This is a genomic window from Parabacteroides sp. Marseille-P3160, assembly GCF_900162725.1.
GTDB lineage: Bacteria > Bacteroidota > Bacteroidia > Bacteroidales > Tannerellaceae > Marseille-P3160.
Genome location: NZ_LT799418.1, coordinates 1,107,569 through 1,131,105, shown reverse-complemented (window position 1 = coordinate 1,131,105; position 23,537 = coordinate 1,107,569). Strand labels below are relative to the sequence as shown.

The 23,537-nt window shown below is 43.3% G+C and carries 14 protein-coding genes; all 14 read right to left on the bottom strand.

Features of this window, described 5'->3' with window-relative positions; genetic code table 11:
• Positions 1-21: 21 nt before the first annotated feature.
• The gene (locus BQ8014_RS04455; RefSeq protein ID WP_080903310.1) at positions 22-1,188 is read right to left on the bottom strand and encodes an exo-beta-N-acetylmuramidase NamZ family protein; all 1,167 of its coding nucleotides are present in this window, start codon (positions 1,186-1,188) and stop codon (positions 22-24) included.
• A 153-nt stretch (positions 1,189-1,341) separates the two neighbouring features.
• Positions 1,342-3,102, bottom strand: coding sequence for a RagB/SusD family nutrient uptake outer membrane protein (locus BQ8014_RS04450; protein WP_080903309.1), 1,761 nt, complete (start codon positions 3,100-3,102; stop codon positions 1,342-1,344).
• A gap of 19 nt (positions 3,103-3,121) precedes the next feature.
• A complete protein-coding gene (locus BQ8014_RS04445; protein WP_200814342.1) occupies positions 3,122-6,484 on the bottom strand; it encodes a SusC/RagA family TonB-linked outer membrane protein in 3,363 nt (1,120 codons plus the stop codon).
• Positions 6,485-7,662: 1,178 nt separating this feature from the next.
• Positions 7,663-9,504, bottom strand: a complete 1,842-nt coding sequence (locus BQ8014_RS04440) for a SusD/RagB family nutrient-binding outer membrane lipoprotein (RefSeq protein WP_080903308.1) — start codon at positions 9,502-9,504, stop codon at positions 7,663-7,665.
• A 31-nt stretch (positions 9,505-9,535) separates the two neighbouring features.
• Positions 9,536-12,775: a SusC/RagA family TonB-linked outer membrane protein gene (locus BQ8014_RS04435; RefSeq protein ID WP_369808781.1), complete on the bottom strand. Its 3,240-nt coding sequence runs from the start codon at positions 12,773-12,775 to the stop codon at positions 9,536-9,538.
• Between the two features lie 1,161 nt (positions 12,776-13,936).
• On the bottom strand, positions 13,937-14,776 hold the full coding sequence (locus BQ8014_RS04430) for a hypothetical protein (RefSeq protein ID WP_080903307.1): 840 nt from the start codon (positions 14,774-14,776) through the stop codon (positions 13,937-13,939).
• A 72-nt stretch (positions 14,777-14,848) separates the two neighbouring features.
• Entirely contained in the window at positions 14,849-15,988 is a 1,140-nt protein-coding gene (locus BQ8014_RS04425; protein WP_080903306.1) for a dipeptide epimerase, read from the bottom strand.
• Positions 15,989-16,039: 51 nt separating this feature from the next.
• Positions 16,040-17,239, bottom strand: a complete 1,200-nt coding sequence (locus BQ8014_RS04420; RefSeq protein ID WP_080903305.1) for a C40 family peptidase — start codon at positions 17,237-17,239, stop codon at positions 16,040-16,042.
• 268 nt (positions 17,240-17,507) lie between these two features.
• Positions 17,508-17,984: a DUF456 domain-containing protein gene (locus tag BQ8014_RS04415; RefSeq protein WP_080903304.1), complete on the bottom strand. Its 477-nt coding sequence runs from the start codon at positions 17,982-17,984 to the stop codon at positions 17,508-17,510.
• 4 nt (positions 17,985-17,988) lie between these two features.
• Complete coding sequence (locus tag BQ8014_RS04410; RefSeq protein ID WP_080903303.1) at positions 17,989-18,366, bottom strand: YbaN family protein; 378 nt, start codon at positions 18,364-18,366, stop codon at positions 17,989-17,991.
• Entirely contained in the window at positions 18,363-19,343 is a 981-nt protein-coding gene (gene fmt / locus BQ8014_RS04405; protein ID WP_080903302.1) for a methionyl-tRNA formyltransferase, read from the bottom strand. Before fmt ends, BQ8014_RS04410 begins: the two co-directional genes overlap by 4 nt.
• 3 nt (positions 19,344-19,346) lie before the next feature.
• On the bottom strand, positions 19,347-21,131 hold the full coding sequence (locus BQ8014_RS04400) for a chloride channel protein (protein ID WP_080903301.1): 1,785 nt from the start codon (positions 21,129-21,131) through the stop codon (positions 19,347-19,349).
• Between the two features lie 3 nt (positions 21,132-21,134).
• The gene (locus BQ8014_RS04395) at positions 21,135-22,535 is read right to left on the bottom strand and encodes a sugar transferase (protein WP_080903300.1); all 1,401 of its coding nucleotides are present in this window, start codon (positions 22,533-22,535) and stop codon (positions 21,135-21,137) included.
• Entirely contained in the window at positions 22,535-23,098 is a 564-nt protein-coding gene (locus tag BQ8014_RS04390; RefSeq protein ID WP_080903299.1) for an L-threonylcarbamoyladenylate synthase, read from the bottom strand. The genes BQ8014_RS04395 and BQ8014_RS04390 overlap by 1 nt, the downstream gene beginning before the upstream one ends.
• Positions 23,099-23,537 lie beyond the last annotated feature (439 nt).

Sequence of the window (23,537 nt, the reverse complement as noted above, 5' to 3'; positions counted from 1 at the left end):
CATTTTATTTCATCTTTTTCTCTATTCCGGATAGAGAAGATAAGGCCGACGTTGCTCTTTAAACTTTTCAACATCTCCTTTCCACCGTTCTTTAATTTCGGCGGCGGATTTACCTTCGCCTATCATCCGGCGAATGTAATCCACTCCAACCAATTTTTCGAAGAAAGGAGTAAAAAGTTGCGTTCCAATGTTTAAATTAGTATAAACATCGATCAGATAACTCAAGTCAAACCCTTTTTTAAAAATCTCTTCATCCGGTATATTTCTCAAATCCACGCCATAACACAATTTATTAAGCAAAGGAGGATTTTTTGCACCGGGAATACTCCGCGGAGTGAAACTAAAGGTATATCCCAGCATATTCGGATGTCCGTATACCTGAAAAGGGAACTCCGTTCCGCGTCCCAGGCTGACGGGAGTTCCTTCGAATAAACAAACGGAAGGATAGAGGTATACCGCTTTCATATTAGGTAAATTCGGAGACGGAGCAACCGGCAATTGATAAAGTGTCTGATGTGTATAGTTTTTACATTTAATCACCGTCAGATTGCAGACGTGTCCTTCCGGCAACCATTTCTCTCCATTCGTCATCAAAGCCAGTTCTCCGAGGGTCATGCCGTGTACCACCGGAATAGGAAGCCATCCGACTCCGGATTTATATTTCATATCGAGTATGGGGCCGTCCACATAATGCCCGTTAGGATTAGGGCGATCCAGTACAATCATTTCCTTGTTGTTTTCAGCACAGACATCCATCAACCTCACCATTGTAATGTAGTAAGTATAGAAACGAAGTCCGACATCCTGTATATCGAAGACCAATACGTCAAACAAGTCCAGGGACTCCTTCCCGGGTTTTTGCGAGTCTCCATCGTAAAGGGAACGAATCGGGATTCCGGTCTTCTCATCGACAGAGCTTTTCACATGCTCCCCGGCGTCCGCATTCCCCCGGAAACCATGTTCAGGAGAAAAGATCACCGTCACATTAAATTTCTTCCTCTTCAACAAATCGACCAGATGCTCCTTCCCCACCATTCCTGTATGATTAGAGAGCACCGCCACACGTTTTCCCTTCAGCAAAGGAAAGTATTCCGACGTAGCCTCAGCCCCCACCTGTACATTCTGAGCCTGAACAGGAAAAAAAACAACTGTCAAGATGAATAAAAAGACAAACCTGATAGCTTTCATTATCGACGATTATTGTTTTATAGCCATTGTTTATTCTGTGATATCAATTGTAAATTTAGCCAGAAAGAAAACAAGATTATAAATCTTATCCTCTTTTTTCTAAAGAGAGTCTGTCGGAATCATTAAAATCCGACAGACAACCCATCTCATAAATTACCAGCCAGGATTATTCAAAACATCAACACCGTGAGTTTTATAAAGTTGTATCTCATTCGTTGGTATCGGATTCAAATAATTTTTAGGATCTACAAACTCTCTGCTAAGAGTATTGCTATTATACATTATTAAATATCCCTTATCGTTTAAGACAATCTTTTCTCCTGCCGGAACAGTTCCGACATAAGCTCCCAAGGCAACATCCGGATTTTTATTTGTATCCGTATATTCTCCTTTATGCCACCGCATCAAATCATAAGCCCGGATAATGGACCAAGTCATCAACTCTGCCCGCCTTTCCCTGCGTACTTCCCAGATAATGGAAGGAACAATCCCGGATACATTCTCTAAGGCGGTTGTCCGTTTCGGATCATTAATTGTGACTCCATCTACTTGGACATTGTCATCACTAAGGTAAGTTAATTTCGGTAATCCCACCCTTGCTCTAAGCAAATTGACAGACTTATCCAAATCGGACTGAGTGATAGATCCTAATTCGGCACAAGCCTCAGCATAATTCAACAAGACTTCAGGATAAGTAAATACAGGTGCATCAATCGTATTCTGCCCTGTAGTTGTTATGTTTTGAGAAGCACTGTTATAATATAAATTTACCACGTATCCCGAAGATGATGTCCTTGATCTCGAAATGGAGTTTGTAATCCCGGCATAACTGATTCCTTCACTGTCTATTGTTGCTAATAGACGAGGATCTCTATTTGCAAGGACATTTTCAAGCGATTTATCCCCCAAATACTGGGAATTCCCGCTTTGTTCAATGGGCAAACCGTTTAAAGTCGTATAACTTTCGATGGCCCACTTTGTCATTCCGTTGCCAATAGAAGATGTATTTGTAAATGCCTGAACCGAATGAGCCAATAATCCGGTTTTATACGATTTATATAGGATCATCTCCTTATTGGATGCCAAATCTTCCGAATTATAATTTGCTTTAAATGATGCGGGAGTAGTTCCAATACTATAAGTGCCGGAAGACATTAACTGGTTTGCCGCCTCTTTTGCCGCAGTAAGATATGTACTTCCATCTCCTAACTTATGATACTTACGATAAGTGCCTTCATATAAGGCTACACGTGATTTCAATGCCAAAGCAACATCCTTGTTTACCGTATTATCCTTGCTGTTGGCATTCAATTTTGCAACAGCCTCCGTCAAATCGGCTAACACATTATCGATTACCTTTCCCCTTTCGGTATAAGGAACGTAAATAACCTCATCATTGGCGACCGAACCAACAGTGTAATCATAATATGGAACGTTTCCAAAACGCTGTACCAAACGAAAATAGGAATAAGCTCTAAAGAAACGTGCAACCCCCTCATAATGATTCCTGGCAGACTGGCTTAGTCCCGGTACTTCAGGCAATTTCTCCAACATCTTATTCGCTCGACGAATGATTGTGCTTCGATCGGACCAATATGTATTCGACACAGTAGCATTGACTGTATAACGAAGGAAATTCGCATTCGCCAAATCATCCGTGATATTAACAACATTACTTGTAGAACCCGTCCATAAAAAATAAAACTCCGCCGTTGTCCCTACTCCATTCCCATAACCAAGAAATTCATCATAAAAACCCCAAGCATAAGTTTTAAGATTAGCCTCGCTCGACCAAAAATTATTATCGGTAAAATCAGACAATGGCTGTCTATCTAAAAAATCGTCACAGGAAGAAGCCGCAAAAAGTACGCCTGCAAACAACAATGTTCGAAAATATTTATTTCTACTTTTCATAACTACTCTATTTTATAATTTAGAAATTAAGTTGCAACCCCATCGAATAAGTTCTGGGGTAGGGATATGTCCGCCCCCATGCCGCTTCGATCTCATTAATTTCAGGGTCTACCGGCAGTCTGTCGCTTTTAAACTCTGCCAGATTTTGCCCGCTAAAATATACGCGTACCTTATTTAAGCCAATTCTTTTAGTTAGTGGCTGTGGCAAGGTATATCCTATGGTCACATTTTTAAGCCTCAGGTAAGACATATCCAATAAATACCTGGATTGAGTAATAAAGTTGTTAGAACCGTTTACTCCTCGTCCAATGATATTGGTCGCATGTCCGATAGCCGGCCGGGGGAAATAAGCATTCAAATTATCCTCTGACCAGAAATCTAATTGTTGTGCATAAAGAGCATCCGTACGATTGTATAATGGCAGAATCAAATCAGAATTTGCCCAATAATCGCGTTTCCCGATTCCTTGAAAAAACACATCGGCATCGAAGCCATAAAAAGTACCGCCTATACGAAAACTGTATTCATACCGAGGTGTAGTATTTCCAATCACCTTCAAATCTCCTGGATTGTTTACCGTAAGTTCTCCGGCATCAATCGTTCCACTTTTATCTAAATCTTTATACTTTATATCTCCGGGACCATAAGTGAAGTTTCCACTGATTAACCCGGCCTGGCTGGCAATGCCTGAGTTTAAAACATACTTACCGGAAGCGTCTTTCGTAAAGTCACCTTCCTGAAACAACCGGTCGGTTTCAAATCCCCAGATTTCTCCCAATTTCATCCCTTCATATAACGCTCCTAAGGTTTTATTTGGATTATCCCATTTCGTAATTTCAGTTTGATAGTCGGATAATGTAGCGACGGCATATAAATTAATGTTTTTATTTATCGGGATGTTAGCATCCAAACTTAATTCATAACCCGTAGTTTTCATTTCTCCGGCATTTGTAAATGGGGCATCAGTCCCTACCGCCTTCGGTATTTCCATTCCGATTGCCAACATATCTTTATTATAACGTTGATACCAGTCTGCCGTTAATCCGAATATATTATTTAAGAAACGTACATCCAATCCCACATCATAAGTTAAAATCGTTTCCCATGATATATCTGAATCCACAATTCCGGGAGTACCAACTGTAGGAGCCAGAGCACTACCAAGTATCCAGTTAGCTGAAGCTGTATTCATCATACTTCTGAACGCGTTATCTTTCACTTTTTGGTTACCGATAGAACCGATGGAACCTCTTATCTTCAAATCATTGATTACACTTTTTACAGGTTCCATAAAAGACTCTTCAGAAATACGATATCCAACTGAAGCGGACGGGAAAAAGCCCCAGAGTTGATGTTGGGGGAAACTGGAAGATCCATCATAACGTCCGTTCAATTCAAGTAAATATTTGCCCATATAGTCATAGTTTACTCTTGCAAAAAATCCGGCTATTGCATATTGAGTATGGGTTGGCTTCAGCATATTCCATGAAGATGTAACAAATTGGTCCCCGGTAGTCAGGTTAATATCAGTCATCGAAGGATCCATTACTCCTCTTCTTTCGGAATAAGTTCGTTGGAAATCATTTTTCTCGATATTTGTTCCTCCCATAACTTTCAGGTTATGGCTATCATCAAACGATTTCGTATAGGTGGCATACGCATTGAACAGATGGTTTTCCCGTTTCGAATTGCTATGTGCAATCTTGTCCGAAGTGGATCCGCCTCCTGTACCGACCTGAGATAGGGCCGTTCCTATAATATTATTGGGATCCCAACCTCCCGACCAAAAATCCAAGACTTCTATCGGATGCCCATTTATATGCAAATCATTGTTTTCCGTAGTAAAACGATATTCCATTTTGAAGGTCAGGTCTTTTGTTATCCGAGCAGTCAGATCTGCGCTTAATCGCATGAAGTCCTGTGTATTGTCATTCAAATTAGCTTGGCTCATATACCCCGGAGCATGGCGGAAATAATATCCGTCATACGTTCCATAAGGGAAATATTTACCCCAACGCATATAATAACCGAAATATCCATTATACTCACTCACATTCGTGCCACTTCCTGCATTATAATAATTGAAGGGTTCCTTATGATTTTTCCGGCTAAACATATAACCGACATTAGAAGTCAACCATGATGCTAATTGGGTTGTCAAATTAAAGTTCGCATTATAACGTTTCAGTTTGTCGGTATTAATGCGCATAAAACCACTTTGTTCGGTATAACCCAAGGATATCAAAAAATTAGATTTCTCCCCGAAGTTCCCTTGGGCAGACAAATTATGATTCATTTGAGGAGTCCAATCTCTCAGCATTTCTTTATGTGGTTCCCAAACCCTGTAAGTATAAGCCCGGCCATCAATGATTTCCCAATCTTCTCCGTAAATCATTTCTTTATTCTTGCTGTTACGGCTTGAGGCATAATTTTCTTTCCATCTTTTAATTCCGGTTAGCAGTTTATCATGAAACATTCCAAATGATTCTCCAATCTGTCCGTTAGATCTGAGGCCTGCATCAATCATCACGGGTAATTCGTCTAACGGATCAGCAAATTCCGTTAAGATGGAAGGCTTGCTATACGCAAAATTATTACTATAGCTAAAGGTCACCTTCTCCGAACTTTTCCCTGATTTTGTAGTAATGAGAATTACTCCGAAAGCAGCCCTTGCTCCATAGATAGAAGAAGCTGCAGCATCCTTCAATACGGAAATATTAGCAACATCTTCCGGATTTACAAAGGAAAGATCGGTCTCAACCCCATCTACTAAAATCATCGGGCTCCCACTTGCTACACCATCAATAATTGTCCCGGCGCCACGCAATCTCATGGTTGGGCCCGCTCCCAGGTTTCCGTTTTTATAGGTAATTGTCAATCCGGGAGTTATCCCTTGCAAAGCTTTCTGAATATCGATCAACGGCTTACTGTCAATAGCCTTTGAAACATCGATTGTTGAGACCGCCCCTGTCAAGTTTTCTTTCTTTTGAACGCCATATCCAACCACTACAACTTCTTGTATTTGTTGCTGATCAAGTTCAAGGATAATATTAATCACATTTCTGTCAGCCGGAACTTCCTGTGTCTTATAGCCTATGCATGAAAAAGACAAAACCGGATTCTGCCCGCCGACCTGCATTGTGTACTCTCCTCTGGTATTTGTCATTGTCCCATTGGATGTTCCCTTAACGACCACACTCACTCCTATGACCGTTTCTCCATTTGTGTCTGTTACGACACCGGTTACCGCTCTTACCTGTTGCATGATGGCCGGGTTCGAACTCAAATTTTCACTCGCATACAATTTGTTCCCGACAAATGTCAAAAGGAAAGTCGAGAAAAGGTACAAGAGACCGTCTGATAGCAATTTACTTTTTTGCATAATTAAATACATAAAATCGGTTTAATTTTTTATAAAGAATTAATCTGCATTCGTTTAATCCCACATTCAATAATCGCCTATCTTTTAGACAAATTACCGTGATTAAACTTCTTACTAAGTATTATCTTAACTATATAGATCTATGTCCCAACAAAATATAGCATTTATCTATTGTTGCCGACTTTGAAATACCTTCAGCCAAGATATTCTAATGGAATTTTCCATTAAATACAAATACTAAAATAGAATCTACATACTCTCATCATAGGAAAACATAGACTTTTTTTGGTTTCTCATATTCATTCCTTTTTTATTAAACAACTTAAATACCATAACTAACAAGATAAACAATTAGAAAAATCAATTCGATAGAAATAAATCTAAAACAAGATCACAATAACCATAATTAATTCATTTGTCAAACTATTATGCAAGTATAAGCATTATAACTGAAACAAAATAACAATTTATGAAATAAGCTCACTAATTTATTTATTTTTACAATTAGGATTTAAAAATAAAATTAGACAATTCGATTGTCGAGAGTTGTCGTTTTTCAATATAAACATTTAATAGTAGTGTTCAACAACACAATTACTATTTACTAAGAAGAACCAGGTACAGGTTAACGCCCTAAGCAAACACAACAAATATATATAAATTAAACACAACAAATACAAATAAAGATTTCCGATTTAGTGTTTATTATTATTTATTCACATGCACATTCCGTATTTATGAACAAATCATGCCATCTCATCAATTCCGACAGGACTCCATTCGGTCGCTTCGCCAAATTCAACAAGTTTTGCCAGGATTAATCAGTTCCGAAGTACGCATATCAATTATTGGCATTGCAAATTCAACTCTGTCGGGATGCTTTTCTTTTCATCCGCCCCGCCATGGCATAAATTCAGTCAACTGAAGGCAAAAAAACAGTTAACCGATTGCCTGCAGTTAACTGATTTTTTAATGGATAAGCGGTTAAAAGAGAGGGTATGTCAAAAGTGACATGTACTGAAAAATCCAGTGCACTGAATTTTATAATTCAGTATACTGGATTTCATAAATGAGTGCACTGGATCAATTTATCGAGTGCACTGGATTTTCAAAGCGGCACAGTGCTTTCTAGACAGACTCATGATTTTCCACAGGACTTCCCTCTCTTTTATAAGTTCTTATTCCGCCGTATCCCACCATACATTAACCGACCAGACCGCGTCATCCAGGTTCCAAAGTGTTCCGTTTTCCATATTAGCGCCCGGAACTTCATAACCGATAGCCTGCAGATTGTCTTTATTGTAGTTGGTCTCATGAGAGCATTGACGCCAGCGGCGGAAATGCTTGCCAAGAGGTATCGCCTTCTGGGCATCGACATTTACGTAATACTCAGCCGGAATATGCCAATTCAAGAATACATCCTCCCTGTAATCATAACGACGCATATCATTGAAGATTTCAACGGAAAATAACATCGCCATTCTCTTCTGGGTCATAATCTTTGCCAAAGTAAGATTAGCGGCTGTACCGATTCCGTTAGCAAGATAGTTGTCAATATCCGCCTGTTCCATCGGAGTGAAAGAAGGACATTTTTTCAGACCGTCATCTTCTGAACACCAAGTATTCAGTTTCAGGTTCATGGCTTGGATATTCGCCTTGATGCCCTCTTTGTAAGCCTCGAAAGCCTCGGCAGAATTACCTTGCTTGAACAAGACTTCGGCCTTGATGAAACAAGCCTCATGATAGGTAGCGATATAAGTCGGAGAAGAAGGACGGATATAGAAGCCTCCGGAAGTAGCCGAACGGTCGTCCGAAGCAAGTTGGCGGGCCAATAAGTCCTTATTGCTGAAGTAACCCTTGGCACTGCTCTTCATGTGGACGTAAATGGTATCACCCAGACGTTCGGCACCGGCTGCCGGATCAATGTACCAACCGTTTGCGTCAGAAAAAGAAGAGGCATAAGGAGCTTTCTCCAAACGGATCAATGTGTTCATATCAATTCCGGCAGAGCGGCGCCAGTTACCGTTCCATTTCAAACCTGCGGGAGAACCGGCACCTTGCTCAGAATAAGCCCAAGGAATCACCTTGTCGGCACGAGGGTCTTCTACGCCGGAATTTGCAAAATTGGTAAAGTTATCAACCAACATCCGGGTTACAAAATAATTGGAATTCATACCCAGGACAGAAAATAAAGGAGCGTAGTCAACCGGCTCATCCCAATTCAGAACATCGTGCGTAGGACCATTGTCATCCGTGTGGTTGTATACAGTATTGTCGTCGATACCAGCATGAGCTTTGGCCAAACAAGCCAGGATTTCATTGGCATCCCACTTCCCTTCCTTATAGCTGCCTGCTCCTTTTTTACTCAGGTGATTGATCCAGCGGGCTTTGAAAAGATAGGCCATCTTCAGCCATTTGTTGACATCACCGTTATTCCAGGAATCACCCACCGAAAGAGCCGATACAGATGTTTCCTGTGTTTTCTGGAAAAGTTCGATAGCCTCGTCTATTTCGTTCAGGCAACCTAAGAAAATGGTTTTCCCATTATCATACTTGGGAAGAGCTTCTTTGCCCAAGCCCTCGGTATAAGGCATTTCACCATAGAGGTCGGTCATTAACATATAGCCATAGGCATGGATCAAGCGGGAAGCGCCGGCGTAGTGATAAGCGCCTTGCGCCATGGCTTTGTCGTACAAATCTTGGAGATTGGGACCAGCACCGACCAAGAACCATTGATACGGGGTAGTGTTGATAGCATTTACCGGAAGCCACTGCGACATGCCGCCATAAGTACTGGTGCGGCTATTCATTGTCATATCGCCCATTGCCATGTAGCTGCGCATACCGGCAAACTGGTAAGCGCTGTTCATATAAAATTCGATATGCGCCAACCGAGTCTCTATTGTCGCGCTTTCCGCCGTCGGGGTATTGGGATCGACATTGATGTCGAGCCAATCCGTACAAGACGCGAAAGAAACTAAACCGGCAAAACTTAATATAATTGATTTAACTACTTTCATAAATTTGGATTTTAGTTATTCTACAATAAAATTAGAATGTCAAGTTAAGGCCCAATGCCATACTTGAAGTAGACGGAACACCATGGTAATCGAAACCTACTGAAGAAGAACCGCCACGTCCGGAGCCGGCTGCAGCTACTTCAGGATCGCCATCATAGTTCGTAAAGAGCAACACATTGTTCGCCGAAACATTAAACACGGCACGCTTGATAACCTTCAATTTGTTCAGGAGCACTTTAGGTACATCATACGACAGGGAGACAGTACGCAAACGGAGAGCATTGACATCCGTCATATAGTTGGCGCTTTCAAGAGTGTAATAGCTTGTATAATAATTCTTTATAATATTGGCGCCGCTCATGGTTACACCGTTGAATACATACGTCTGGTCGGCATTCCACTCATAAGAACGATCTACATATTCATCGCCAACCTTCTCTACACCATTGATTACAAGATGGTCGCGCACATCGCCTGAGAACTTGCTGGTACCGGCGTTGGTCATATCATACTTCGTGCCATTGTAAACATGACCACCCTTACGAAATTCCCATAACACATTCAATGTCCAACTCTTATAGGTCAATGTATTGTTCCAGCCACCGGTAAACTTGGATTCACGGTTACCTATCTGATAAGTGTTTTTGTCGGAAGTAGGCATACCATTCTTGTCAAGGATGATTTTACCATCATCCGTACGGGTCCATTTTGTACCGGCAATGGCCATGAAGTCACCGCCCGAGAAAGAAGCGGCCTTTGCGTTACCAAACTGGACATCGGTTACATACATTACGTCCATACCTTCGGGAAGTCCGTCCATCGTACCGCGGTTACCGGCGATATTGATGCCTGTTTCCCATATTAAGTTTTTGTTTTTAACAGGCGTACCGCTAATAGAGAGTTCCATACCCTTGTTATATACATTACCTGCATTGATGGAAGTAAAAATATAACCGGTAGATTGCGGACCGCGCGGAGAAAGGATCTGGTTATATGAATCATTGGTATAGTAAGCATAGTCCAAATTCAAACGATTATCGAAGAAACGCATTTCCAAACCGATCTCGGTGGACTTGGTTATTTCCGGCTTCAAATAAGGATTACCACGTGTCCAGGTGTTACCCACGCCTACCTTGTCGCCAATGTAAGTTCCCACAGGCCATAAGCTTGTGTTGGTTTCATAAGCGCCGGTATCCTTACCTACCCTTGCATAGGATGCACGTATCTTACCAAAGTTCAACCAGTCCATTTTAGGTAAAAATTCGGTGAACACAACGCTACCACTGAAAGACGGATAGAAGTAAGAACGGTCGGCCAATGGAAGAGTGGAAGTCCAGTCATTACGTCCGGTCACCGTAAAAAATACCGTATTCTTCCAGTCTGCACGGAACTCACCAAATACACCGACCAAACGTTTCCTGGAAAGTATTGACTTAAAGTTGCGGTCGGTACTTTTCACATTATCGGTCGAATAGAAATTCGGCACTTGGAAATTCCACGCCATCTTATAATCCGTATTCGTCTTTGTATAGTCGGTAGATGTGCCCAACATCAAATTGAGGTCAAAATCACCGAATTTCTGATTGAAGTTCGTCATCAAGTTGGTAGAAAGGTATTGGAAGCGCAGCGTATTATCGCTCATCATACCGTTTTTCCAAACCTCCTTAATCGCTCCATTGGCGGCAATACGGGTGGCGTTGTCGGTCGTATAAGAGTCAACGCCCATACGATAGGCTATCCACCACCACTTCGTGAGGTCTGCCTTTACATTAAAGGTACCGGTGAAGCGTTCCGTAGCGTCATAAAGTTTATTCTTGTTTAAAATCCAGTAAGGATTCTCACGCTCGGCGGAGGGCTCAAGGCGATCGCCGAACATACGGTAACGCGTGCCGTCTTCATTCAAATAATGAGTCATGTCATCGCTCGGCGACCAATTGTTCACAGCATAAAGAGCGCCCGTACCCTGTGAATTATAAAGGGCGGCCGAAGTCAGCGTCTTTTGCGTACGAGCCTGTGAATAAGCGGCGTTTGCCCCAAAAGTGAAAATTTTGTATTTCTGCTCACCATTGAAGCGTAAAGTGGTTTTGGTATAGCCCGTAGTCGGTATGATACCATCCTGATCATAGAAAGAACCGGATAAATAGAAGCTGCTGTTCTGTGTACCCCCCGATACGCTCAGGTTCGTATCCAGAATGCCGCTTCCTTGATAGAAATTATCGATATTGTCATAAATAAGGTCGCTTGTGGTCATCTTTGTCCCCCATGAATTATAGGAGAAGTCATTGAAGGATGTACCTGTGTAATTACCATTGCTATCGTATTGGTCTTCCATAAAACCTCTCTTGTACTTGGTTTGCACCTCAGGTAATGATTTTGCCCAAGAAGAAATGTACTTGGTAGATAAATTCACTTCTACGGCACCTTCTTTACCTTTCTTCGTGGTAACCAATATCACACCGGCAGAAGCACGGGAACCGTAAAGCGCGGCAGCCGCAGGACCTTTCAGTACCGACATGCTCTCGACATCTTCCGGGTTGATATCCATTACACGGTTGGACGTGATTGAAGAAGACGCGCCGGCGCCATCAAAAGCGGAGTTTCCGACGACAGTGGAAGAGTTGTCATAAATAACCCCGTCCACCACAAACAAAGGCTGGTTGTCGCGGCCTTCGCTGGCAGAAGTTCCACCACGAAGAATAATCTGCGAACCGCTACCGGCGGCTCCTGATGATTGAGTCACATTCACACCGGCGATCTTACCGGAAAGAGAGTTGATGATATTGACATTCTTGTTCTTCATCAGTTCCTCTGCTTTCACATCTTGCACGGCATATCCCAAAGCTTTCCTGTCTTTCTTGATACCCATTGCCGTGACTACCACTTCGCTTAATGCCTGAGCATCTTCTCGCAAGGTCACAACATAAGTGTTTGCAATATCTACTTTCACTTCTTGGGTGGTATATCCCACGAACGAGACGACCAGTGTGTTGCCGGATTGTGCGTTCAGTATGAATGAACCGTTCACATCCGTCATGGTGCCTGTGCTGGTACCTTTTACCAATACGCTCGCACCAATAACAGGCTCTCCGCTTGCGTCCACCACTTTTCCCGAGATTCTTTTTACTTGCTGTTGCTCCAATACTGTGTGAGAACTGCCTGACATCGTTTGGCTGGCCATTATGTCGCCACTGCCCACGAACAGTGCGCCGATTGCCGCAGCAATGAGATATTTGCTGCGGCAAGTCTTCCAACTTTTTTGATTTTCATTCATTGATCGAGTTATTAATTTTTTTAAACATATGAGTAAACTTACTTTCCGCGGAAATGATCCGCTTTCCGATTGGGGGGATACAAAGCTCAACATGTAGGTATTCCATAGGCCTTTTCTGTTTTTAATTAGATGATTCGTTTTATTTTTCCAGTTCTGCATACCTTCTGTCCATATCTGTTACTATTTCGGTAGCCGTTCCTTTTACAGTCACACTGACTCCAATTAAGGGTTCGCTGTTTTAGCTGTTACTGTCTCTTCAACTTTTCTCGTTTGTTGAACTTCAAGAGGATTGCCTAGCCCGATCGGGCCGGCGAGAATTTTCATACACGGCGTAGCCAAGGACAAAAGTCCTATTGATAGCACATTAAGGAGTGTCTTAAATGAATTCATATTATTTTAATTTAGTTAAGAAAAAGCACACAAACCATCAGCAACAATGTACCATATTGACATGGCATGAGAAGTAATAGAATCATAATGATCCAGAAACAGCTCTATTTGAAATCTTTTGCAATTATAAACAATTTATTTATAACAAAAGAGATATTACGCATTAAATTCATTGTTTTAATATTTTTTACAATTTAGCCATAACAAGGAATTTGATGGTTTCTGTGATGAGAGTTCTTATTCTTACCAATTCAGCCTTAAAAAATAGCTTATAATCAAACTTATAGTTATTTCATCAGAGTTGGAAAACCTAACATACAGGTTAACATGGTTCGATTCAGATTAACAAATTCAACACTCAGGACAAAAATATACAAAATAAAATCAAAGAAGAATAAAAATAGGAATATATATTTATATTTTATTGCTTTTTTTTATAAAAGAACGTTTCAACGCCCTCTAATATAACTAACTCAAACAGAATAGTAATCGTCTTAAGGAACAAACGCAAACAAATCAGAAAAACAAATTATTCTAACGCCATAAGGGTATTTTTTAACAAAACCACTCGACTTTTTGATAAAAATAAATAGATGTTTCTTCCAAAACAATGGATAATTCGAAATGGGAGCCATCCGGAAACAATGCAGTTAGACTTTCGCAAGCTCAAACAAAATAGACTCTGCGAAACTTTAAAAAGAAAATAGTCCGGTAAAAAATTAAATCATTACCAATGTTGGCCGATAAGATAAGTGAGAAGGAAGGGAGAAGCTACTCCGACCTCCGGTGGTATTCGATCAGGCCATCGACGGGGTTTTCTTCGATCGCATCGATCTGAATGCCATACTTATGGGCTACCTTACGAAGGGAAGCGCCGTAAACCATGGCTATTTTACCGACAAAGCGCACCGGATAACTGCGATAATTATATTGCAGTATATTCCGCTCGAAGAAAGATATTTGATTTGTCTCAATGAGCTTTGAAACATACGGATCCGTCAAATGTTCAGCCAAGAAAAGAGATAAGATCGACAGCATTTTGTTCGGAGACGACTTGGTATAAATATAATCAAGGATATCATCCGGATCAATACCATACTTCACATAGAATTCTTTCGTCAAGTCTTCGGGAGCGATTCCTTTCAGGCAATCCGAAAGGAAACTTTTTCCCAATGCGGCGCCGCTTCCTTCATCTCCTAAAATATAACCCAGCGGGGGAACATTCATCTTTATTTCCGTCCCGTCATAAAAACAGGAGTTCGAACCGGTATCGATAATGCAGGCTATCCCGGCCTCATCCTTAAACAATCCGCGGGCGGCAGCCAGTAAATCACTCTCCACGTTAGAAGGTGTACGCAACTGGGATTCCAGCGAAGCCTTTACAATATTCTTCTTGGCATCGGAGGAACATCCGGCACCATAATAATAAATACTGGAAGCCTTGGATTTGAAAAAAGCCACGGGAAGTTGTAAACGGATGATATGACTGATCTCTTTCCTTGATTGGAAGTATGGATTAATCCCATCTGTCACGATACGCTCCTGAACGCCTTCTTCGTCTATCAAACACCATTCAGTACGGCTTGAATCACTTTCTGCTAATATTATCACGTCTCTGTCTTACTTAATAATAGTATATAATAGTATTGGGGTAAAAATAGTCAGAAAAAAACATTCCTGCAATTATTTTGGAATGATTCCGATGCCCGGACGATCATTTAGGGTCAATTTACCGTTCACGACCTCAACACCGGAAAAAATATCATTGCTTATCAATAAGTTTCCATCCAGGTCCGCCCAATCGATTGCCGGGGACAGCTGAGCTGCCGCGGAAATGGCGCAAGAGGTTTCCGTCATGCAACCGACCATCACTTTCATGTTGGCGGCCCGCGCAACAGTCAGTATTTTCCAGGCTTCACGCAGCCCGGTACATTTCATCAACTTGATATTGACTCCCGTAAAAGCTCCTTTCAAACGAAGGACATCGGGAAGGCGCTGGAAGGATTCATCGGCAAAAATAGGCAGCGGACTCTGCTCCGTCACCCAAGCAGCATCATCCAGATTATACTTGGGCATCGGCTGTTCCACCATTACGATTCCCTGCTCTTTCAGCCAGAAAATCATGTCCAATGCCTGATGCTTGTCTTTCCAGCCCTGATTGGCATCCACGGCAATCGGTTTGTCGGTTACCGAACGGATGGCCTGTATCATTTGTTTATCCGTGTCGCGCCCTAATTTCACCTTTAAGATCGTATAAGGGGCGGCCTCGCGCGTTTTCTGCTTGACCACCTCATCCGTGTCGATTCCGATGGTGAAGGTGGTGGCGGGAGCTTTTTCTTTATTGAGTCCCCAGATGGCATGCCAGGGTTTTCCCATCAGTTTGCCGACCAGATCGTGCAGAGCGATATCGACGGAGGCTTTCGCTGCCGTATTGTTCTCAGCGATGGAATCTACATAGGTAAGGATGTCGTCCAATTCGAAAGGATTGGAGAATTGCTCCAGGTTAACCTTTTTCAGAAACTCCAGTACCGAGGCCTGCGTCTCTCCCAGATAAGGAGGCATGGAGGCCTCGCCGTATCCGGTCACTCCGTCGTATGAGATCTGGGTCAATATGACCGGAGTCGTCGTACGCGAAAAGTTGGAAATGGTAAACACATGGCGTAACTGTAAGTCATACGGTTTAAAAGTCAATTTAATCTTGCTCCCGGCAGAAACGGATTTCTTCCCGTTTTGAGCGGAAAGCATCGTAGGTTGCGAAGCAAACCCTGCCCCTAATGTTGCTAATGCAAACGAACTTAAAAACTGTCTTCTGTTCTGTGACATATCTATTCTTTTTTAGGGAAGACCCGGAGAACTTCCCGGTTTACATTCTATTTACGGTTGTACTTTATACCACGGATGATCGGCGACCGACCATATTCCCGGCGTCCCTACCGCATGGATAAAACGGGCCGCACGGATAAATTCGCGGGTATTATATTCATCATAATTTGTTTTCGTCGAATCAAGGCTACTTACTTTTACGCGTCCGGCTTCATGGATAAACTCCTTATTCCCGATATAAAAACCGACATGCCGGATCTTTTCTTTGCCGTCTTCCGTCTTTTTACCGAAAAACATCAGATCGCCCGCCTGCAAATTATCATAACCCGCACTAATATCCACCGGCTCACCAGTATGTACCTGTTGCGAAGCATCCCGCATCAGGATCACTCCATGCATAAAGAAGACAGTCTTAGTCAATCCGCTGCAATCCAATTGTTTTACCGATGTTCCTCCCCATGAATAAGGAATTCCCATCAGCGTGAATGCTTTTTTCACCAGGCTCTCGCCGGTCAACGGATTCGAGGTCAACCATTTTTCCATTTTCAGCACCCGTGATTTCGGAACAAAAGCCTGCCGTCCGTCGGGATAGGCAACTTTATAAAAGCCTTTTTCTTCGCCTTCCAGGCGCAAGATATTCCCGTAGACCAGATCCGACACCGTCTGGCTTTTCTCATCCGGTTTCTGATAGCTGAATCCATAATAATCCGTATAAACGATCTTTGGTGCGACAATCCATTCGTTGAACTCCTCTTTTGTCATAGGCTGGAAAGTGCTTGACTCCGCCCAGGAGATATAACGATCCGGCGTCTGAAGGCGATACCAGCGTCCTTTCTGCAGCACCCGTACCGGCGTCCCCAGCAAAGCCTGTGTCGCCATCTCGGAAGCAAATCCGCTTTTCACCCGCATATCGGCAACCGACAGATTGATCACCCCGTAGGTTCTTCCTTGCAAAGCGGTGTCCGGTAAAAGGAGAATGCTGTCCAACACTTCCGGGCGTTCTTTCCGCGCCAAAGCAAGCAATTCGTCATGCGCCTCCGGCAAAGTCGTCGCCCCTCGCAATACCGGCTTGCCGTCAACTTCGTCGATCTCCACATCAAAGACATCGACCCGTCTGTCGGGAAGGTACTTCTGCTGCATGCTGTCGGCAATCGCCCGTAACTCCGGATCAACCGGGCTTTTCTCTGTTTTATCAGAACAGGCAAAGACAAATAAAAGATATCCTATTAAAAAGGGAAATATCCGTTTCATTTATTTCAGTTTCTCGTTGTTGTAAAAAAGTCGTTTTAATCACCAATATGGTACAAATATAAGCAATAATCCGACAGAACGATAAATAACAGCTAAATTATCCCAAAATATCCATTAGAAATGTAAAAAACATTCTCACATGACTGTCACTAATAGATTTTCCCTCTCCTTATTATTGGAAAAGGCCGGTTAAGACAGACGACCGGCAGGTCGCCCGACGCCATCTATAATAATACATAAATTTTCATATTGACAAGAGGCTTTTATTTTACAGCAAGGCGCGGATAAAACAGAAAATGAACCAAAGGCAAACGCCCACTTTAAGCACGGTGCTAAGCAAGAAGCCGGCAAACGCTCCGAAGCCGGCTCTTAGCGAGGAGGCCATGCCCTTCCCTCCTATCAATTCTCCTATAATGGCGCCTACAAGCGGTCCCATGAGAATACCCCAGGGCGGGAAAATAAAAAGGCCGCCCAACGTCCCGATCAAGCATCCCCAGCTACCCCAAGCAGTTCCTTTCCAGAGCTTCACGCCCCAGACAGGTATCAGATAATCCAGCACCAGTGTCAGCAAAACCACAATCCCGTACACAATCAACTCTCCGGCAGAGAACTGTACCCGGTGAGTGAAATGCAATAACAGCAGGCCCGCATACGATAATGGAGGTCCGGGCAAAGCGGGAAGAATACTTCCGGCCAGTCCGACAAGCAAACAGATTGCTCCTAAAATAATCAAGAGGATATCCATCCGTTTATGTTTTTTTTGTACGGTAAGACAGGATATAGAAGGTGACACAGACGGTAATCACCAGGAGCCCTGCCACAATCCAATAGTTTTTGATCAGGTAGATCGAAGTCAGGATGGCCGATGTCCACATGACAACAAGGGAAACCACTTTTGCCTGTAGCGTCAGTGCCTTTTCTTCCATAAATCCTTTCATGTAGCCGCCGAAGTATTTATTCTGCATCACCTTCCGGTACAGTTTCTCGGAACTGCGGAGATAAAACCAGCAGGTAAGTAACCAGAAAGGAGTCGTAGGAAGGATAGGCATAAAGAGCCCTATCCCTCCGAGTACCAGGAAAAGGGAACCGAGTGTTATATAAGTTGTGCGTTTAATCTGCCGGATCATTCGAATTTATAATCGGTTATATTTTTAAATCCGTTTAAAAAATCCTTGGTACACAAACGTTTCTTCCCGGCAAGTTGCAAAGAGAGAATCCGGAGGTAACCGTCCGGTACGACCACATCGATATACGTCTTCCCGTCGCTCTGCAGGCTTCCGGCCGGATAGGGATGGACGGCCACTTGCTTCTTCGTGTCATAAATCTTCAACGTTTGTCGACTTCCGTCCGTACCTACCATTTCACACCAGGCGGCAGGATAAGGAGAAAGCCCCCGGATAAAATTATAGAGGTCCTTTAGCGGCCGGTTCCATTGGATGCGGCAGGTCTCCTTGAATATCTTTGGGGCCAGCCGCAATTCCCCGGCTGCCGGGAGAAGCGTTTCCTGTGGAATGGCATCCACCCGTCCGTCGTTTTCCAATAACATGTCGACCGTCTCGATCACCAATCCGGCGCCGAGTGTCATCAGTGAATCGTGTATCGTTCCGGCATCGTCTTTTTCCGAAATGGGAAGGCGCTGTTGGCGGATGATCCGTCCGGTATCGATTTCATGGGTAAGAAAAAAGGTAGTTACCCCCGTCTCCTTCTCACCATTGATGATCGCCCAGTTAATCGGAGCGGCTCCCCGGTATTGTGGCAAGAGCGAGGCGTGCAGGTTGAACGTCCCGAACCGGGGCATATTCCATACTACTTCGGGAAGCATACGGAAAGCGACGACAATCTGCAAATCGGCCTTCAAGGAATCCAGTTCAGCCAGGAAATGTTCCTCCTTCAACTTCTCCGGCTGGAGAACCGGGAGATTTTGGGACAGGGCAAATTCCTTTACCGGACTGGATTGCAAGACATTCCCATGGCGTCCGACCGGTTTGTCCGGCATCGTGACGACTCCTACCACCTGATACCCTTCCTCTGTCAATCGCCGGAGACTCTCTACGGCAAACTCCGGGGTGCCCATAAATATGATTCGTAAATCTTCCTTTTTCATTTCTTATTCCTCCGAAAAATTGGCGACCAATACATCGCGGTACGCATTAAATATTTTAGACTTGGAAACGAAGCCTATATAGCGGCCTTCCCCATCAACGACCGGGAGGTTCCAGGCTTTCGTATCGTCAAAGATACGCATAATCTGTTCCATCGGCATGTCGACCGTAATTTTCGCCGGTGAAGAGACCATAAATTTCGACACCTGCAACCTGCGGTACAGATCGGGACGGAACATGATATTACGTATATTATCCAACATCACCAGCCCGACCAATTTTCCTTTCTGGTCTATTACCGGGAACATATTCCGCTGGCTTTGGGCAATGACTTTCACCACTTCTCCCAAGTCCATGCCGGGAGTAACCGTCAGAAAGTCTTTCTCGATGACCTTATCCAGCTTTAACAACGTCAATACGGCCCTATCCTTATGGTGCGTCAGCAACTCCCCTTTCTGGGCCAGACGCATAGAGTAAATGCTATGGGGTTCGAACGCGAGAATCGTCAGGTAGGAACCGATAGATACAATTATCAGGGGCAGAAACAGCTCATACCCCCCTGTCAGTTCGGCAATCAGGAAGACTCCCGTCAATGGCGCATGCATGATTCCGGCCATAACTCCGGCCATTCCCAATAGGGCAAAGTTTTTCTCCGACACATAAACTGTGAATCCCAATTCGTTGGAGACATGCGAAAACAGGAATCCGGCGATACATCCCAGAAACAAACTGGGAGCGAATAATCCGCCGCAACCGCCTCCTCCGTTGGTTGCGCTGGAAGCAAAAACTTTGGTTAGCAGAATCAGAACCAGGATCGAAACCAGCCCCAGGCTCCCGTTACCCGAACCATAAAAGAAACTCCGGTCTGTCAGATACCGGAACTGCCCGTCCAGCAAATAACCGATCGTATCATATCCTTCGCCGTAAAGAGGAGGAAGAAGGAAGATCAATACGCTCAAAAGAATGGAGCCGGCAAAGAATCTCTTCCAATAGGTTTCCAATTTCCGGAATATCCCCTCGATCCAATTCATGGTCCGCGTAAAATAGAGTGAAAGCAAACCGCAGAAAATACCCAGCAGAATCACGTAGGGAATGCGTTCGATTTCGAAGATTTCGGTCTGCGAAAATTTGAACATCGCTTCCGTTCCGGTAAAAATATAAGATACCGTAGCCGCCGTCACCGAGGAAATCAGCAGAGGTAAAACCGAAGTCATTGTCAGATCCAGCATCAGCACTTCTATAACGAATACCAACCCGGCAATCGGTGCCTTGAAGATACCGGCGATCGCGCCTGCCGCTCCACAGCCGACGAGCAGCATCAAAGTCTTCTGCTCCATCCGGAATAAGCGCCCCAGATTCGAACCGATAGCGGCGCCTGTCAGCACAATCGGAGATTCGGCCCCCACCGAACCACCGAAGCCGATCGTAAGGGAACTGGCGATGACGGAGGTAAACATATTATGCGCTTTAATCCGGCTTTTCCTTTGGGAGATGGCATATAATATCTTGGTCACCCCATGCCCGATATCCTCCCGTACGATGTATTTGACAAAAAGTCCGGAGAGCAAAATCCCGATGATAGGGAAAACCAATAGCATATAATTGGCTCCCGTCAGGGCAAGGTTACCCATTAGCAAATGTTGAATCGTATGAATCAGGAACTTCAGAAGGATAGCGGAAGCGGCCGTAAAAATCCCCACGAAAAAACTGATTACTAAAATAAACGTTTTCTCTTTTACATGTTCTTCCCGCCATTGCAAGAACCGATAAAACCAATCCATTTTACACATATATTATATACCTTTGCCCGTAAGTACGGTTCGGATGGTATAGATTAATATTGTCAGATCCAAAGCTAATGACATATTTTCATAATACAAAATGTCATAATCCAAACGTTCGATCATCTGATCCACCGTCTCCGCATAGCCGTACTTTACCATCCCCCAGGAAGTAATGCCGGGACGGACATTGTGTAGCAGGTAATAATAGGGAGCTTTCTTCACGATTTTATCGATAAAAAAACGTTGCTCGGGACGCGGCCCGACTAAAGACATATCCCCTTTCAATACATTCCAGAACTGGGGTAATTCATCCAGACGGTATTTACGCAATATCCGGCCGAAAGGAGTTACTCTCGTATCTTCCTCCTTCGTCAAATGAGGTTCTCCTTCATCCGAATGGATATACATCGTCCGGAACTTGTACATGGTAAAAGGAGACCCCATATAGCCAATCCGCTCTTGCCTGAATATAATAGGCCCGGGAGAATTCCGGCGCACCCGCCAGGCGATATAGGCGTATACCGGAGAAAAAAACAGCAAAACAAAAATAGCAACCAGCTTATCGATAAAAAACTTGATGTTTTTTTCAGCGGAAGAAAAATTATTTTCGGTTACATCGATCAGAGGAACATCCTGGAGCGTTTTAACCTTCACACGGGAGAGTAAATTGTTCTTTTCGCTCATCACCTTGATCGGACGTTTGTATACATAAAGCGAATAAAGGATGGATAAGGTATGTCCGTTCAGGGCTCCCCCATTAGCCAGAATGATTTCATCAACCGTCTGTTCCTCCATCAATCTCGGCAAATCGGAAAGCTGGCCGAGCACCTTCACCGGATCTACTTTTAACGGCGCATCATCCTTTTCCCGTACAAAACCGACGATCTCATAACCCAAACGATATAAATCTTCCGAAAGCTTTTTGGCATTTTTCCCGATGCCGATAATCAACACCTTCATCGCCCACTTCCGCTGCCTTATCTTACGTAAGCCGCTAAAAGTAATGCTACTCCTCCCCACGTAGGTCAGAACGAATTGCAGCAGGAAAAGAAAAAAGAAAAGCTGGTAATAAATATGGAAGGAATGGGGCAAATCATTTAATATGATAACAAAAAAAACAAAGAGAACACCGATCGTAATCGTCACGAAAGTAGAAAAGAATTCCCCCAGTCGCGATTTGCCGAAAGGCTTGTTGTAATAACCTGAAAAATAATATAAGATAAGCCAAAAGAAAGGAATGAAGATCTGCCCCTTCAGTACCTGGCCGGAAAGAAGGTAGCGGTCTAAAGAAGAAAATCCTTCATGGACGGCCACTTCATTATAACGCAGTACATTGAGTAAAAGCCACGCCAGAGATGCCGTCAGAAAGTCCGTCACGACATAGATTGCGATCTGCTTCTTCCTGTTCATTATTCTCTGATTACTTTAACTTCGCCTCCGGGTCCGAGTTTAATAATACCTGAGGGTTTCGCTTTTTGAGTGTCGTCCCGGCGGTAATTGACAATATAATCCACACCTGCCTTTATCTCTTCCGAAATTTCTTTGAAAAGGGCCGGCGAGGGCTGCCCGCTGATATTGGCAGAAGTGGAAACGATCGGTTTGCGGAAGCGTTCGCACAACCGGCGGGAAAAAGTTTCCTGCGTCACACGGATTCCCACACTACCGTCTTCACCCAATAAAGAAGGCGCCAGATTTCGGGCTCCAGAGTAAATTATAGTCAACGGACGATCCGCGACTTCCGCTAAATCCCATGCAATTTCCGGCATATCATTTACATATCGTTCCACTTTTACAAAGCTATCCGTTAACACCAGCATCGCCTTATGGTCTGCCCGTTGCTTCAAAGCATAAACTTTCTTCACCGCTTCTTCATTCGTTGCATCACACCCGATTCCCCAGATTGTATCGGTAGGGTATAGAATAATCCCGCCTGCCTGCATGACTTCACAGGCCTTTTTGATTTCATCTTCCATACAGTTCCTTTCACACATGTTTGTACAAATGTACAAATCATTTGCAAACAGAGAAAAAGAAAGCGATCCAAATTCAATGATCCTCCCCCTTTCTATTCTTCTTATTATCGTTTCTTATTGGAATATTGAAATCTATTCTAGTCGCTTATCAACTGAAAAAAAATGATAGTACTGAACGAACACAATCATAACTATGAATGCGCACATTCATAGTTATGATTGCATCCGTTCACAGTTATGAATTTTTACAGGATTTCCGACAATAATTTGCCCTTTAAATAGAAATATTATTATAACATCTTATCATATTTCTTTAACACTCAAATGCCATTTATAAATGCTATAATGCTGTTACTCATTAAAAAGAACAAATAGATCAAATAACATTTAAAGATTTCCTTCTTTTTCCCTAAAAATAATTCAGGTTAAAAAAGAACGT